Source organism: Hongsoonwoonella zoysiae (assembly GCF_013266695.1).
Lineage (GTDB): Bacteria > Pseudomonadota > Alphaproteobacteria > Rhizobiales > Stappiaceae > Hongsoonwoonella > Hongsoonwoonella zoysiae.
This window is the reverse complement of the sequence record NZ_JABRXF010000001.1, coordinates 1,840,869-1,856,400: the sequence shown is the minus strand read 5'-3', so window position 1 is coordinate 1,856,400 and position 15,532 is coordinate 1,840,869. Positions and strand designations below refer to the sequence as shown.

13 protein-coding genes are annotated in these 15,532 nt (G+C 61.7%); 3 read left to right on the top strand and 10 right to left on the bottom strand.

What is annotated here, in order from left to right; genetic code table 11:
- Positions 1-137 precede the first annotated feature (137 nt).
- The 3 genes from HPQ64_RS08600 (at position 138) to HPQ64_RS08590 (ending at position 2,889) form a co-directional block, all read left to right on the top strand.
- Positions 138-890 (top strand): transporter, encoded by a 753-nt coding sequence (locus tag HPQ64_RS08600; protein WP_172888577.1) that lies wholly within the window; start codon positions 138-140, stop codon positions 888-890.
- A 119-nt stretch (positions 891-1,009) separates the two neighbouring features.
- Entirely contained in the window at positions 1,010-1,900 is an 891-nt protein-coding gene (locus tag HPQ64_RS08595; protein ID WP_172887936.1) for a peptidyl-prolyl cis-trans isomerase, read from the top strand.
- Positions 1,897-2,889: a HupE/UreJ family protein gene (locus HPQ64_RS08590; RefSeq protein ID WP_172887935.1), complete on the top strand. Its 993-nt coding sequence runs from the start codon at positions 1,897-1,899 to the stop codon at positions 2,887-2,889. Before HPQ64_RS08595 ends, HPQ64_RS08590 begins: the two co-directional genes overlap by 4 nt.
- Positions 2,890-2,934: 45 nt before the next feature.
- Here the strand turns inward: HPQ64_RS08590 and tdh are convergent, their stop codons facing one another.
- From tdh to HPQ64_RS08540, 10 genes are all read right to left on the bottom strand, one after another.
- Positions 2,935-3,972 carry an L-threonine 3-dehydrogenase gene (gene tdh, locus HPQ64_RS08585; protein WP_172887934.1) on the bottom strand — a complete coding sequence of 346 codons (1,038 nt, stop codon included), beginning with the start codon at positions 3,970-3,972 and terminating at the stop codon, positions 2,935-2,937.
- Entirely contained in the window at positions 3,969-5,159 is a 1,191-nt protein-coding gene (locus HPQ64_RS08580; protein ID WP_172887933.1) for a glycine C-acetyltransferase, read from the bottom strand. The genes tdh and HPQ64_RS08580 overlap by 4 nt, the downstream gene beginning before the upstream one ends.
- Positions 5,160-5,588: 429 nt before the next feature.
- Positions 5,589-6,479 (bottom strand): 2-oxo acid dehydrogenase subunit E2, encoded by an 891-nt coding sequence (locus HPQ64_RS08575; protein WP_172887932.1) that lies wholly within the window; start codon positions 6,477-6,479, stop codon positions 5,589-5,591.
- Between the two features lie 9 nt (positions 6,480-6,488).
- The gene (locus HPQ64_RS08570) at positions 6,489-7,919 is read right to left on the bottom strand and encodes an NAD-dependent succinate-semialdehyde dehydrogenase (RefSeq protein WP_172887931.1); all 1,431 of its coding nucleotides are present in this window, start codon (positions 7,917-7,919) and stop codon (positions 6,489-6,491) included.
- A gap of 15 nt (positions 7,920-7,934) precedes the next feature.
- Positions 7,935-9,254, bottom strand: a complete 1,320-nt coding sequence (locus tag HPQ64_RS08565; protein ID WP_172887930.1) for a biotin/lipoyl-containing protein — start codon at positions 9,252-9,254, stop codon at positions 7,935-7,937.
- On the bottom strand, positions 9,244-10,242 hold the full coding sequence (locus HPQ64_RS08560; RefSeq protein WP_172887929.1) for an alpha-ketoacid dehydrogenase subunit beta: 999 nt from the start codon (positions 10,240-10,242) through the stop codon (positions 9,244-9,246). The genes HPQ64_RS08565 and HPQ64_RS08560 overlap by 11 nt, the downstream gene beginning before the upstream one ends.
- A complete protein-coding gene (locus HPQ64_RS08555; RefSeq protein WP_172887928.1) occupies positions 10,239-11,252 on the bottom strand; it encodes a thiamine pyrophosphate-dependent dehydrogenase E1 component subunit alpha in 1,014 nt (337 codons plus the stop codon). The genes HPQ64_RS08560 and HPQ64_RS08555 overlap by 4 nt, the downstream gene beginning before the upstream one ends.
- A 69-nt stretch (positions 11,253-11,321) precedes the next feature.
- Positions 11,322-12,620 (bottom strand): M24 family metallopeptidase, encoded by a 1,299-nt coding sequence (locus HPQ64_RS08550; RefSeq protein WP_172887927.1) that lies wholly within the window; start codon positions 12,618-12,620, stop codon positions 11,322-11,324.
- Between the two features lie 63 nt (positions 12,621-12,683).
- Entirely contained in the window at positions 12,684-13,493 is an 810-nt protein-coding gene (locus HPQ64_RS08545; RefSeq protein WP_172887926.1) for an SDR family NAD(P)-dependent oxidoreductase, read from the bottom strand.
- 12 nt (positions 13,494-13,505) lie between these two features.
- Positions 13,506-15,260 (bottom strand): ABC transporter substrate-binding protein, encoded by a 1,755-nt coding sequence (locus HPQ64_RS08540; protein ID WP_172887925.1) that lies wholly within the window; start codon positions 15,258-15,260, stop codon positions 13,506-13,508.
- Positions 15,261-15,532 lie beyond the last annotated feature (272 nt).

The following is a 15,532-nucleotide window of genomic DNA, read 5'->3' as shown; positions in this document are numbered from 1 at the left end:
CCCTCGGAAAATCATCGATAATCAATATGCCCAGGGCCGGTCCATCCGCAAGCAAAGCTCAAGTTTCTAAAGGGGCGCAAGAGATGATCAAGGCAGGTTAATTTCTTCTCGCGCCGGCGACCGGTGTTTCCTATTCAATCACTTGCGCGCAAGCGCAGGATGCCGACCTTGCCAAGAAACTCTCCAATCCTGTCGCCTCGCTCATCAGCATGCCCTTCCAGTTCAACTACAATACCGGCTACGGCCCGGCTGACGGCGACAATGTCACACTCAACATCCAGCCAGTGATCCCGATCTCGCTGAACGAGAAATGGAACCTCATCTCGCGCACCATCGTGTCCGTCGTCTGGCAAGACGACATCGTGGGAAACTCCGGCACGCAATTCGGTCTGAGCGACACAACCCAGAGCCTGTTTCTTCCGCCGAAAGACCCTGGACCCTGCGGCATCATCTGGGGCCTTGGGCCCGTCTTCCTTCTGCCAACGGGGACGGACAGCCTGTTAAGCACGGAAAAATGGGGCGCCGGCCCCACGGGCGTCGTCCTCAAGCAGAGCGGACCCTGGACCTATGGCATACTGGGCAACCACTTCTGGTCGTTCGCGGGCGACAGTTCACGCAGCGAAGTCAACTCAACCTTCCTGCAGCCCTTCCTCGCCTACACGACGCCAACAGCCGGGACCTTCACGCTGAATTCGGAATCCACCTACGACTGGACGAACAACGAATGGTCGATCCCGATCAACGCCATGGTCGCCAAGGTCGTCAGGTTCGGCGAACAGCCGGTGAGCTTCCAGGCGGGCGTGCGCTACTGGGCGGACAGCGCGCCGGGCGGGCCGGGAGGCCTGGGCGCAAGATTTACCGTTGCGTTCCTTTCCCCGACCGGAAATTGAGCCGACCGGCCCTTAACCACTCGGCCTTTACCGTCAGGCGCTGTGATGCCCTGGAGGCGATTTCGGGTATATTCTTACCTGCGCGAGGGACAGCCGCACGATGGGAGCGCAGTCCGCCCATGGACATCATACGCCGTATGCTTGCCGAGCCGTTCTTCCAGTTCCTGACGATCGGCGCGATCGTTTTCGGGCTCTATTCGTTCATTGACCGAGGCGAAACGGGGCACGCGCGTCAAACGGTCGAGGTCGGGCCGGGGCGGATAGCGCAACTTTACCAGACCTTTTTCAGAACATGGCAGCGCCCGCCGACTGACGAGGAAATGCGAGGACTGGTCGACGCTTACGTGAAGGAGGAAATCTTCTACCGCGAGGGGCGCAAGCTCGGCCTCGACCGGGACGACACTGTTTTCCGCCGGCGTCTGCAGCAGAAAATGGAATTCCTGATGGAACCGGGCGCATCCGAACTTTCGCCGAGCGATGAAGAACTTGCGAAATACCTGAAGGACAACCGCGAAAAATTCCGAATGTCGGAGCGCATCGCCTTCCGCCAGATTTTCCTGAACCCGCAAAAGCGGGGCGGCGAGGCCGAAGCGGACGCCGCCGCCCTGCTGAACGCATTGCGCTCAGCCGAAGGCGAGATCGATGTAGGACGCCATGGCGATCCGACGCTTTTGCCGCAAACCGTGCCGCTGGTTACGGCAGAGCAGATCGAAAATACTTTCGGCAAGGAATTCGCGCAGGAACTTTCAAAGGCCGAGGCCGGGATCTGGACCGGCCCCTGGCGATCGACCTACGGCCGCCATCTGGTGCGCGTCGACCAACGCGAGGCCGCGCGCGACCCTGCGCTCGATGAAATCCGTGATGTGGTGCTGCGCGAATGGCAGGCGGACAAACGCCGCAAGGTGGCGGAAGAACGCTATCTGGAGCTGAAAGAGAAGTACGAGGTGAAGGTCACATGGCCCGCGCCGGAAGGTCAGGAAGGGGCGCCGAACAGCGCCGCAACGCAATGATGCGCTGTCTGGTGTTTCTGATTTCCCTCGCATTCGCAGGCTTCGGGCATACCGGCGCGCAAGCGCATGAACTGCGCCCTGCATACCTCGAAATCACCGAAGCCACACCCGGCATCTACGACATACTCTGGAAGGTGCCGGCGCGCGGCGAGTTTCGCCTTTCGCTCAACGTTCGCCTTCCCGACAATTGCACCGAGACGGCAGCCCCCGTCACCATCAACGACGGCGCTGCCGTGCTGAGCCGGTGGAGCATTGCCTGCGAAGGAGGACTGGCGGGCCGGACCATCTCAATCGACGGCCTCGCCGCAACCTTCACCGACGCGCTCGTCAGGATCGCGCATCTCGACGGAAGCGTGCAGTCCGCGCGCCTGATGCCCGATTATCCAGAAGTGACGGTGGAAACATCGCCAACGTTAACGGATACCGCGCGCACGTATTTTCTGCTCGGCGTGGAGCACATCCTGCTCGGCTTCGATCATCTTCTTTTCGTGCTGGCGCTGCTCTTGCTGATCGGCAGTCTCCGTACGCTGGTGGAGACGATCACGGCCTTTACCGTTGCCCACTCGATCACGCTTGCCTTCACGACACTCGGACTGGCCAACGCGCCGCAACAGCCGGTGGAGGCGCTGATCGCGCTCAGCATCGTTTTCGTCGCGGCCGAAATCCTCAGGAAGGAAAATGGCCGGATCGATTTTTCCAGCCGCTACCCGTGGGTCATCGCGTTCCTGTTCGGCCTGCTGCACGGTTTCGGCTTCGGCGGTGCGCTGCGCGAAATCGGCCTGCCGCAACAGGACGTGCCGCTTGCGCTCCTCACCTTCAACCTGGGAGTGGAAGCAGGGCAACTGATCTTCGTCGCCCTTGCGCTTCTTGCCATTGCCGGCCTGAAGCTGCTGCTTGCCGAAGCGACGGTGTGGCCGAAAAGAGCCGTAACATATGCGATCGGCTCGGTTTCCGCCGTCTGGTTCGTCGAGCGCGTCGCGGGTTTTTAGGCGAGAATCGCGTGGCGCCCGGCCCTTTCCCCAAATGGCTGGGGCCTAATCCCAGTCCATGACGACCTTTCCGGCCTCGCCCGAAATCATCGCCGCGAAGCCGGCTTCGAAATCGTCGATGGAGATACGGTGGGTGATGAGATCCGTCAGATCGAGGCCGGATTGCACCAGCGCTATCATCTTGTACCAGGTCTCATACATCTCGCGCCCGTAGATGCCTTTGACGGTCAGCATCTTGAAGATGATCTTGTTCCAGTCGACGGCGAAAGCGGTGGGCGCGATCCCGAGAAGAGCGATCTTTCCGCCATTGTTCATCTTGTCGATCATGTCGCGCATCGCGGGTGCCGCGCCGGACATTTCCAGCCCAACGTCGAAACCTTCGGTCATGCCGAGGCGCGCCATCACATCATCAAGGCTCTCTTTCGATGCATCGACCACATGCTGGATGCCCAGCTTTTTCGCAAGTTCGATGCGATAGGGGCTGATGTCCGTGATCACCACCTTGCGCGCGCCCACCCTTTGCGCAACCAGCGCGCCCATGATGCCGATCGGGCCGGCACCGGTGACCAGCACATCCTCGCCGACAAGGTCGAAGCTCAAAGCCGTGTGGACGGCATTGCCGAACGGGTCGAAGATCGCGGCGATTTCATCGGGAATATCGTCCGGGATCGCCACCACGTTGTTTTCCGGAATGCAGACATATTCGGCGAAGGAACCGGGCCGGTTTACGCCGACGCCCAGCGTATTGTGGCACAAATGCCCCCGCCCCGCCCGGCAATTGCGGCAAGAGCCGCAGACAATATGTCCCTCGCCGGAAACACGCTGGCCGATCTCGTATTTCGTCGCCGCAGAGCCTGTTTCGGCAATCTCGCCGCAGAATTCATGACCCACGACCATAGGCACGGGCACGGTTTTCGCCGACCATTCGTCCCATTTCCAGATATGCACGTCCGTACCGCAGATCGCGGACTTCCTGACCTTGATCAACACCTCGTTGGGGCCTGGCTCGGGAACGGGGACACGCTGCATCCACAAGCCCGGCTCGGCCTTCGCCTTGACCAGCGCTTTCATCTCATTGCTCATCGGATCACCCCCATCTCCCGTCCGACCTCGATGAAGGCATCGATCGCGCGGTCCAGTTCCTCGCGCGAATGCGCAGCCGACATCTGTGTACGGATCCTGTCCTGCCCGCGCGGGACGACGGGAAAGCTGAAGGGTGCGACGTAAACGCCCTTCCCATCAAGCCGGGCGGCCATTTCCTGCGCCAGTTTCGGGTCGCGCAGCATCACCGGGATGATCGGGTGCTCGCCCGGTAAAAGATCGAACCCGGCAGCCGACATGCGATCCCGGAAATGCGCGGCATTTTCCATCAGCCGGTCGCGCCGCTCGGTCGAAGCCTCCAGCATGTCCAGCACCTTGATCGACGTCGCCGCGATGACCGGCGCAAGCGTGTTGGAGAAGAGATAGGGACGCGAGCGCTGCCTGAGCCAGTCGACAACCTCGGCCTTGCCGCTGGTATAGCCCCCCGACGCGCCGCCGAGCGCCTTGCCCAGCGTGCCGGTGACGATATCCACCCGGCCCATTACGCCGCAATGTTCGATCGATCCGCGCCCAGTCTTCCCGAGGAAGCCGACGGCATGACTGTCATCGACCATGACCATGGCGCCGTATCGTTCCGCCAGGTCGCAGATTTCACCGAGCTTCGCGATATAGCCGTCCATGGAAAACACACCGTCGGTGGCGATCATCCTGAAACGGCAATCAGAGGCTGCCTGCAACTGCGCTTCCAGGTCCGCCATGTCGGAATTCGCGTAGCGGAAACGTTTGGCCTTGCACAAGCGTATTCCGTCGATGATCGAGGCGTGGTTGAGCGCATCGGATATGATGGCATCCTCAGGCCCCAGAAGCGTTTCGAACAGGCCCGTATTGGCATCGAAGCAACTGGAATAAAGAATTGTGTCCTCCATCCCCAGGAAGGCGGAAATGCGCGCCTCCAGCTCCTTGTGCTCCTCCTGCGTGCCGCAGATGAAGCGCACGGAGGACATGCCGTAGCCATAGCGGCGCAACGCCGCGCAACCCGCCTCGATCAGATCGGGATTATCGGAAAGGCCGAGGTAGTTGTTGGCGCAGAGGTTGATGACCGACTTGCCGCCGGCCAGCGACACTGTGCCCGCCTGCCTGGAGGTGATCACCCGTTCCGACTTGTAAAGGCCCGCTTCCTTGAGCCCCGCCAACTCGGTGTTCAGATGGTCCAGAAACGATTGAGTCATCGGTGTATTCCTTCGGGTGCGGCAGGCTAGTCTGGTGAATTGAAAATACAGCTCATACTAGCAGCAGCGTCCGGAGCGTATTCCAAATTCGAAAACCACACTAGAAACATAAACTTGGCTGTCGCCTATTTGAATCTGAAGTTTGTTCGGAACTTGCCGAAAATTGAGACGAGCTTCAGTTTCAAAGGGGTGGCCAGAGCGCTTTCCACGAAAGAAGGATCGCTTTTGTGATCGAAAATTCGGCTCAGGAACAATAACTTGAGCAAATCCTTGTCGCCAAATGCGGTCCGGATCCGGCGGGATATGCTCCAAGATCGAGCGGAGCCGCTTTCCACCCAAGGTCAAGCCACGCGGGACGTGTAAAGATTGCCGTCACGGCCCGCGTTCTGGGCAATGGAGCCGGCGTGTTCTTCCGCAATACCGGAACCTTCAGATCAGCATGCGCCGGGGATCAGCCAGAAGGCCTGCGTAATAGCTCAGGAACCGGGCCGCGTCGGCACCGTTGATCACCCGGTGATCGTAGCTGAGGTCGAGCGGCGCCATCTGCACCGGCTGGAAGGAAGTGCCGTCCCACACAGGCACGGTTTCAGTCCGCGTGATTCCGAGAATGGCCACTTCCGGCGGGTTGACGATCGGCGTGAACGCCGTGCCGCCGATGCCGCCGAGATTGGTGATGGTCGCCGACGCCCCTCCCATCTCGTCCGGGCGGACCTTGCGCGCCTGGGCCCGGGAAGCAAGATCGGCAATCTCGCCGGCGATCTGCCAGAGGCCCTTGCGGTCCACATCGCGGATCACAGGCACCATGAGACCGTGCGCCGTGTCGGCCGCTAGGCCGAGATGCACATAGTCCTTCAGGAATAGCGTCTTGCCATCGGCGCTCAAGGAGGCGTTGAACTTCGGGAATTCGCGCAAGGCCCGCGCCAGCGCCTTCGCATGAAAGGCCAGCGCGGTCAGCTTGACGCCTCTTGCCTGAGCTTCGGATTTCAGTTCCTTGCGCAGGGCTTCGATCGCCGTCATTTCGGCCCGGTCGTGATGGGTGACAGCGGGTATCAACGCCTGCGCGGCGGCCATGTTGCGGGCCGCGACCTGCGCGAACCGGCCCACCGGCTCTTCGCTCACCGGGCCGTATTGCGCGTGATCCACCTCCCAGAAAGACGTGTCCGCAGTTGACGCCTGAGGCGCCCCCACGGCTTCGCCACCGCCTTCCAAATCCTCACGGGCGATGGATGTGCGGCCAATGTCACGGGCCAGTTTCTCGATGTCTATGCCCTTTTGCCGGGCCAGGGCCCGGACCGAGGGCGGTGCGATCACGTCCGGCATCGTTTCCCCCTACCAGCTTGCAGAGATGTACTGGGTTTCCATGAATTCCAGCATGCCTTCGTGACCGCCTTCCCGACCGAGGCCGGACTGCTTCGTGCCTCCGAAAGGTGCAGCCGGATCCGAGACCAGGCCGCGATTGAGGCCGACCATGCCGTAGTCGAGACGCTCGCACACCCTGAGGCCGCGTTTCATGTCGCCCGTAAAAACATATGCAACCAGCCCGTACTCAGTGTCATTGGCGCGCCGGATGACGTCTTCCTGATCCGTGAAGGTCTGGAGAGCCGCTACGGGGCCGAAAATTTCGTCATGGACGCAATCCGCCATCTCGGGCACGTTGGAAAGCACGGTCGGCGGGTAGAAGAACCCCTTGCCTTCGGGGACCTGGCCGCCGACCTCGACCCGTGCGCCCTTTGCAACGGCGTCCTCGACGAATTCCACCACCTTGTCGCGCGTTTGCGCGTTGACGAGCGGGCCGACATCGACCGACGGGTCCGTGCCGTCACCGACCTTCAGCTTGCCCATCGCCTCGGCAAGACGGCGGGTGAACTCCTCCGCGACCGCCTCATGCACATAGATGCGGTTGGCCGCGGTGCAGGCTTCGCCGAGATTTCGCATCTTGGCGAGCATGGCCCCTTCGACAGCGACGTCCAGATCGGCATCGTCAAAGACGATCAGCGGGGCATTGCCGCCGAGTTCCATGGCGGGCTTGAGCACCCGGTCCGCCGCCGCATGCAGCAGCTTGCGCCCGACCGCTGTCGACCCGGTGAAGGAGACGACACGCACGCGCGGATCGTGCAGCATGTGATCGACCAGCACGCCGGACCGCTTGGAGGGAAGCACATTCACCAGACCGGCGGGCACGCCCGCCTCCTCCAGGAGGGGCATGAGCGCCAGCATGGTCAGCGGCGTTTCCGAGGCCGGCTTGATGATGACGGCGCAGCCCGCCGCCAGCGCAGGGGCAATCTTCCGGGTACCCATCGCCGCGGGGTAGTTCCACGGCGTCACCAGAACCGCCAGCCCCGCCGGCTTGTGCTGCACCATGATGCGGGCACCTGAAGCCGGGGCATGGGTGATGAGGCCGTTGGCCCGCACGGCTTCTTCCGCAAACCAGCGGAAGAACTCGGCCGCATAGGCCGCCTCTCCCATGGCGTCGGTCCGCGCCTTGCCGTTTTCCAGCGTGATCAGCCGCGCGAAGTCTTCCTGCCGCTCGCTCATCAGTTCCCAGGCCTTGCGCAGGACTTCCGAGCGCTGGCGCGGCGTTCTTGCCGCCCAATCGGCCATAGCGGCTTCTGCGGCGTCAAGGGCGGCATTGGCGTCGTCAATCTCGGCCGAAGCCACGGAGGCCAGCACCTCTTCGGTGGCTGGGTTCAAAACGTCGAACCGCTCGCCCGATGCACCCTGACGCCAGCCACCACCGATATAAAGATCCGTATAGTCCATGTCGCATCCCTGGGGTCAGAGCAGGTGGCGGAGCGGCTGCTCCATCCGGCCCGCGAAATTGGAAAGGAGGCTCACCGCCGCGTCCGCACTCAAGTGATCGCCGGTGCATTCAAGGGTCAGGCACAAGCCGCTTGCGGCGCGCGTAATGCTGAGGGCCGGACAGTCGCCGGCGCCGAGCCGCACAGCGCCGATCCGGCTGAAGCGCAAATCCCGCACGCACAGATCCGGCGCCGGATCTGGCTCTGCCTTCGACACCTGGCCAAGCAAAGTCGAGGAGACGGTATAGACCTGACGGGTCCCGAGACCCTCGACGGCGACCCTCACCGGCAAGTTTCCAAGGCTTGCCCCGGCAAGCCCGGCAAGCAAGGCGCCGGCATCGGTGAGCCCGGCGCTGCCCGCCGCCCAGGCCGTAAAATCGGTAAAACCGTCTTCGGCGATTTCAGCCGTCAAATGCCGTCCCGGAACGGCCGCAACACCTGCCTGGGCTTTGGGCGGCAAGGCCTTCAACGCTTCCAGATCCTTGACATGAAACGGCTGCGCATGTCCGGCTTCGACAAGACGTTCGAGATCCAGCCCCCGTTCCAGCGCCAAGCGCCGCGCTTTCGGGGACGCCAGGATCCTGCCGCCGGTCTGCGGTTCGCCACGCGACCGAAATTCCGCAGTTGGCGCCGGCGCGGCTTTCACCGGCAGTGCCGCCTCTTCCGCCGGCGGTGTTTCAACCGAGGCCGGAGCAGACGGAAGAGCCGCGGGTCCGGCACTGCGCGCGATCGGGGCCTCCGGTTTTCCGGCACTGATGACCGCAATCGTCTGCCCGACCGGAACCTCTTCACCCGCTTCTGCGAGCAGAGCCGCGATATAACCGTCATGGCCGGCGTTAACCTCGACCGTGCTCTTGTCGGTTTCGACTTCAAACAGGACATCGTCCGCCGACACCGCCTCGCCCGGCTGTTTCAGCCACCTGACCAGAAGGCCGGTATCCTGGGCCATGCCCAGCGTCGGCATGATCACCTCACGACCCTCGATTTCCGACGGTTCGTCCGAGGCCGCGGGCACTTCCTTGGCGTCTTGCCGCGACGATGCGCTGCCGGAACCTTCCGGCGTTTCGCAAATCAGGGCGATCACCTGCCCGACCGGCACATCGCTGCCGGCCTCGGCGGTCACGTCGGTCAGATAGCCCGGCGCCGATGCCTCGACCTCCATGGCGGCCTTGTCGGTCTCCACCTCGAAGAGCACGTCGCCCGCTGAAACCGCCTCACCCGGTTTCTTGTGCCACGCAAGGATCTGGCCGGTATCCTGGGCCATGCCAAGCGCGGGCATGATCACCTCATGCGGCATGAACCAGCTCCCCGCGGCAGATCCTGCGCGCGTTTTCGACAACACCCGCAGCGGTCGGCACCGTGATGTCTTCCAGCGCCGGAGAGAAGGGCACCGGCACGTCCATGGCACCCATACGGATCACGGGCGCGTCCAGGTGATAGAAGGCCTTTTCGCTGATGCGGGCTGCGATTTCCGCTGTGACGCCATAGCTCTGATGGCCCTCGTCGATGACGATGGCGCGTGAGGTCTTGCGCACGGAGCGCAGGATCGTCTCTTCGTCGAGCGGAACGATGGTGCGCGGATCGACGATCTCGGCGCTGATGCCTTCCAGAGCGAGAGTTTCCGCCGCCTGCTCGGCCACTTGCACCATGGACGAGGTGGCGACCAGCGTTACATCCCGCCCCTCCCGCTTGATATGCGCCTTCCCGAAAGGAATGAGGTATTCCTCCTCCGGCACGGGCGCCTTGTCGTTGTACATCAGCTTGTCTTCGAAAATGACCACCGGATTGTCGTCCCGTATCGCGGTCTTCAAAAGCCCCTTGGCCTCATAGGCCGAGGACGGCATCGCCACTTTCAGCCCCGGAATATGCGCCACGAGCGCCTGCAGCGACTGGCTGTGCTGGGCCGCGGAGCGGCGGGTGGCGCCCATGTTGGTGCGCAGCACCAGCGGCACTTTCAGCTTGCCGCCCGACATGTAATGGGTCTTGGCCGCCTGATTGCAGAGCTGGTCCATGACCAGATAGAGAAAATCGCCGAACATCAGATCGACGATCGGCCGCAAGCCCGTCATGGCCGCACCGACGGCGATGCCCATGAAGCCGGGCTCCGAAATCGGCGTGTCGATGACCCGGTCCGTGCCGAATTCCTCAACAAGCCCGGAAAGGACCTTGAACGGCGTTCCGGCTTCCGCAACATCCTCGCCCAGGAGAACAATTGCCGGGTCGCGGCGCATTTCCTCCGCGATGGCCTCGTTGACGGCCTTGGAAAGGGTAATTTCACGTGTCATTGCGTCTCTCCCCAGGCGGCCGTTTCGGCATAGACATGCATATCCACTTCCCGAACGTCCGGATATTTGGCTTCAAGCGCATATTTGACGGCGGCTTCGGCGTCGGACACGATCTCCTTGTCGATGGCAACCAGCTCGTCCGCGGTCATGATCTTCTGGTCGATCAGCCAATTGCCGAAATTGGAGATTGGATCGCGCACCTTCTTCCACTCAGCTTCCTCGTCCCTGGAGCGGTAGTAGTCGCGATTGATGTCGCCGACGTGGTGGCCGTGATAACGGTAGGTCTCCAGTTCGATGAAGAACGGCCCCTCGCCCTTGCGGCAGCGTTCCACGAGGCGTTGCGCGAGCTGGTTGACCGCCAGGACGTCCTGCCCGTCGACCCTGAAGCTCTCGATGCCGAAGGCCTCGGCGCGCGCGGTCAGCGAGCCCGCGGCGATTTCGTCGGTCTTGGTGTATTCGCTGTAGCCATTGTTTTCGCAGGCATAAATGACCGGCAACTTCCACAGCGCGGCCATGTTCATGACCTCGTACCAGAGCCCCTGGGCGGTGGCACCGTCGCCGAAGAAGCAGACGGTAACGTGATTGGTGCCAAGGCGCTTTGCGGACAAGGCCGAACCGGTCGCGATCCCCATCGAACCGCCAACGATTGCATTGGCGCCGAGATTCCCGTTGGCCTGGTCGGCGATATGCATCGACCCGCCCTTGCCGCGGCAATAACCCTCCTCCTTGCCGAGCAGTTCGCAGAACATTTCCCGGAAATTCGCACCCTTGGCGACACAATGTCCGTGGCCGCGGTGCGTGGAGGTGATCTTGTCTTCCGGCGTCAGCGCTTCGCAGATGCCGACGGCCACCGCCTCCTGACCGGAATACATATGGGTGAGACCGGGCATCTTGGCAGAGAGATAGAGTTGGTTCGCGTTGTCCTCAAAGGCGCGGATGCGCACCATCTGCCTGTACATGCGCAGATAGTCATCCGTGTTGTGCTTCTTTTTGCTTCTCGCGGCGCTCATGTCTTGTCCCCTGAAACTCTCGCCCCTTGAAAAGCCCGGCCTTTCGGGAGGCCGGGCAAGGCTGGGAAGTCAGTAGCGGTTTGCGATCGGCAACTCTTCGGCCGGGAACAGGCTGATGACCTCGACACCGGTTTCGGTTACGACCACTTCTTCCTCGATGCGGGCCGCCGAATAGCCATCGGCCGCCGGGCAGTAGGTCTCCAGCGCGAACACCATGCCGGTCTTGATTTCCATGGGATGATCCAGAGAGACCGCCCGTGAGATGATCGGCCGTTCGTGCAGGGCCAGGCCGAGCCCGTGACCAAACTGCAGGCCGAAAGCGGCTTCCTCGCTCGGGAACCCGAATTCCTCGGCCTTCGGCCAGACAGCGGCCACCGTGTCGGTTGAAACGCCCGGCTTGATCAATTCGATCGACGCATCGATCCATTCGCGCGCCTTGACATAGGCATCATGCTGCGCCGGCGTGGCGCGGCCGATGTTGAAGGTCCGGTAGTAGCAGGTCCGGTAGCCCTGATAGGACTGCAGGATGTCGAAGAACGCCTGGTCGCCGGGCCGGAAATAGCGATCGGTGAAATTGTGCGGATGCGGGTTGCAACGCTCGCCGGAGATCGCGTTGATCGCCTCGACATCGTCCGAGCCCATTTCGTAGAGCATCTTGTTGGACAGGGCGACGATGTCGTTTTCGCGCACGCCCGGCTTCAGCTCCTCGTAGATCATGTGATAGACGCCGTCGACCATCGACGCGGCCTGCGTGAGCAACTGGATCTCGTCCCAGTTCTTGATCTCGCGCGCCGCAAGCATGATCTGCTGGCCGTCGATCACGTTCAGCCCTTCCTCCTGCAGCGCGTGGAACATCGCCGTTTCGGCATAGTCGACGCCGACCGGCATGTCGGCCATTCCGGCATCCCGGATCAGGCCGGCAATGTCCCTGGCGTATTTGCGCATGAGACCGAATTCGGGCGGGATGGTGCCCCGCATGCCGACCACGCCGGCAAGGCAATGATCGGGTTCAAGCCAGTCTGAAAATTTCTTGTGGTGGTAGGCCGCCGAGCCGAAATCCCAGACATAAGGGGAATCGTCGCCGGTCAACAGACAGAAGCGGCACATCTTGTCCCGCTCCCACTCGCCGATCTTGGTGGCGGAGACGTAACGAATGTTGTTGACGTCGAAGAGCAGCAGCGTGCCCGCCGGAGAAGCCTTGAGAGCTTGCCGGGTCCGGGACAAGCGGTAACGGCGCAACCGGTCATGGTCGATCCGGCGCTCGAAATCCACCGAGGTATGACCCCAGGCGGGCAGGCGGTTTTCCCATCTCCACTGCGGATCGAGATCTTGAGGCGTCAAAAGGTTCGGTGTCAGTGCGCGGGACATGAGCTTCTCCTTCAGGCGCAGCGGACTGCGCCTGTTCCCGTTAGATATCAGTGCGTTACGGCCTTATTGCATGATCATGCCGCCATCGATCATGATGAGCTGGCCGGTCATGTAGTCGCTTTCGTCGGAACACAGGAACGCCGCGGTTCCCTTGACATCGTCCGGCGTCGACAACTGTTTCATGAGGATCATCGTCTCGGCGAGGTGATCCATGGATTGGCCTTCCTTCTCGAACATGCCGATTTCGACGAGATCCTTGTCGAGTTGCTCCCAGAGCTCGGTCTTCACCACCCCGGGGCCGTAACCGTTAACCGTGATCTTGTGTGGCCAGAGCGCCTTGGCACCGCCGATGATCATGGCGAGCGCGCAGTACTTGGAACAGGAATAGGGCACAACATCGAGAAAGGCGGTACGGGAGACGATGCTGCCCACATTGATGATCTTGTAGGGATGCTCGTCCATCGGCCCCTGCTCGATCATCTTCCTGGCCGCTTCCTGCATGCCGAACAACATGCCCTTGGCATTGATGTTCATGATCAGGTCCCAGTTGTCCTCGTCAATGTCGAGAAACATCTTCGGCTTGTTCACGCCGGCATTGTTGATCATGATATTGATCGAACCGAATTCCTCCGCCGTCGCATTGACTGCAGACGTATGGTCTCCACGTTTCGTGACGTCGAGCCTGAGCGCTATGGCCTTGCCGTTTCCGGACGCATTGATCCGGTTCGCAACCTCATTGACCCCTTCGACATTGATGTCGCCCAGCGCGACATTGGCGCCTTGCGCAGCGAAATACTCCGCATTGGTCGCGCCCATGCCCTGTGCGGCACCGGTGATCAGAATGTTCTTTCCCATAAGTCGATTGGGGTCCATGAGTTCCTCCCGTTAAAGTTTCCCCGCCTCCCGCAAGATCCGGTCGGCACGTTTCTGGGCCGCCTGCAATGCAGCTTTCGGTGTCTGGATGCCGCGCAGCATGTCGTGGCATTCCTCTCCGCAGACGCGGATGATGCTGTTGATTTCCGGGATCGGCGGGCGCGGCCAGAACTGCAGTTCGTCGCGCCAGGACATTGCGTCCACGGCTTCGAAGATCGGCGAAAGCCGGCGAACCTCCGGATCGGCCCCGACGGAATAGCGCGGATTGGTACGGCTGCCGTGTTCCACGTAGAGCTTCTGCGCCTCCGGAGAGGTGAACACGATCAACGCTTTCGCTGCGGCTTCCAGCCGCTCGGGTGCGATATTTGCCGGGATGCACAGCAGATATCCGCCCACCGGCGCGATGTTGGTGGCCCGCGGACCGGACGGATGAGGCAGGTAGCCGACCTTGCCGAAGGCAGCACAAGCGGGATTCTGCTCAAAATATGGGGCCAGCAGAGTGTAGCCATAGGCCATCGCCACCCTGCCATTGGCAAAGGGGCGCACGCGCTCGTACCAGGACATCGACAGAATGTCCGGCGGCGAATATTGCAAGAGCGCCATGAGATATTCGGCTGCCGCGAGACCCCGGTCAGTGTCGATCATGGGGCGGTGGCCGCCGTCCGAAAGCCGCGAGGCATCATAGCCGCCCGCCTGTTTCGGCAGATCCAGAACCGGCTGGCCGAAATCCGCACAGGTCATCATGAAGGTGTGGCCGAGGGCGGTGCCGCGCGCCGCGTTCCAGGCGATCCCGTAGCGCCCTTGCGCCGGCTCATGCAGCACCCTGGCAGCTTCCAGCAGGGCATCGGTCGTGGACGGCGGCTCGAGCCCGGCTTCCGCCAGCAGGTCGCGGCGATAGAACAGCAGCTCCGGCGTCGTTTGCGAGGGCACGCCGAAGGGCCGCCCGCCCCAATGGGCGGCCTGCCAGCCGGCCGTGTGAAAATCGCTCGGGTTGAGCCGCTCGATATCGAGGACCTCCTCGAGGGGAAGCAGGTAACCGCTTTCAGCGAATTCTCCGACCCATGGCAGATCGAGCGCGATCAGGTCATAACGGCTTGTCGTCCGCTGGGCATTCTTCACGGCTTCGTCGTGGAGCCGGTCTATGGAAAAGGCGCGCTGGTGTATGGGGCAGCCGACCACCTGTTCGAACTGACGCTTGAGCCCGTGCATGACCATGAAGGTGGGATCCCCATGCACGAGCACCCGCAATCCACCCGGCAACTTCAACGGCTCGAGCAGAACCTGAGGCCGCTGGATGGTCTGTGCTTCGAGATACGAACCGCCGAAATAATAGTCCTCGGTGTCGGAACGCTTTTCTTCGGTGCCGAAATGATGCGCGGCCAGCCGGCGGATCCGGTTGCTGAATCGTGTCCAGGATTCGAGCATTTCCGCGCTTGGATGAAGGGAATAGCTGCGCCCGGACGCCGTGCGCGGCCGCTGTTCGACCAGCCCGCTGTCGACCATCTCCTTAATGCGGCGGGTTGCCGTCGCATAAGGCACGCCGGACGCGCCGATCAGGGATGTCGGCGTGACGAGCTTTGCCTCAAGATGTCTTTGAACCAGATAGGCCGACATTTTGATGTAAGGGTTCGGCATGGCCATTTCGATCAAACCGTCAAGCTCGTCTTCGAAATCCTCCAGGAACGATAGGACCTCGAGGATTTCCGTCTTGGCTTGCGGTGTGAGGAACGGCGCTTCGCGAACCAGTTCTCCCTCATTGGGGTTCATCTCGCGTCTCCAGGATTCGGACGGGACAAACCACTGCTGCGTTTCCTCAAAATGAATATTTTTTGGATCGGCATTGATCGATCTCCCGAGAGTGTGTGAACCTGCCGCCAAGCTAAACGGCCAAAACATTCATATTGGATATTAAAACATTCATTCTGGATATTTTCGATGGCGCAACGTCACACGCCACAATGCAGGCTTGTTCCCGACGCTCACAAAGTGTGCGACCTCGGCGTCAGGAGGAGACGCGGAGACGTTCAAGACATAGAAAT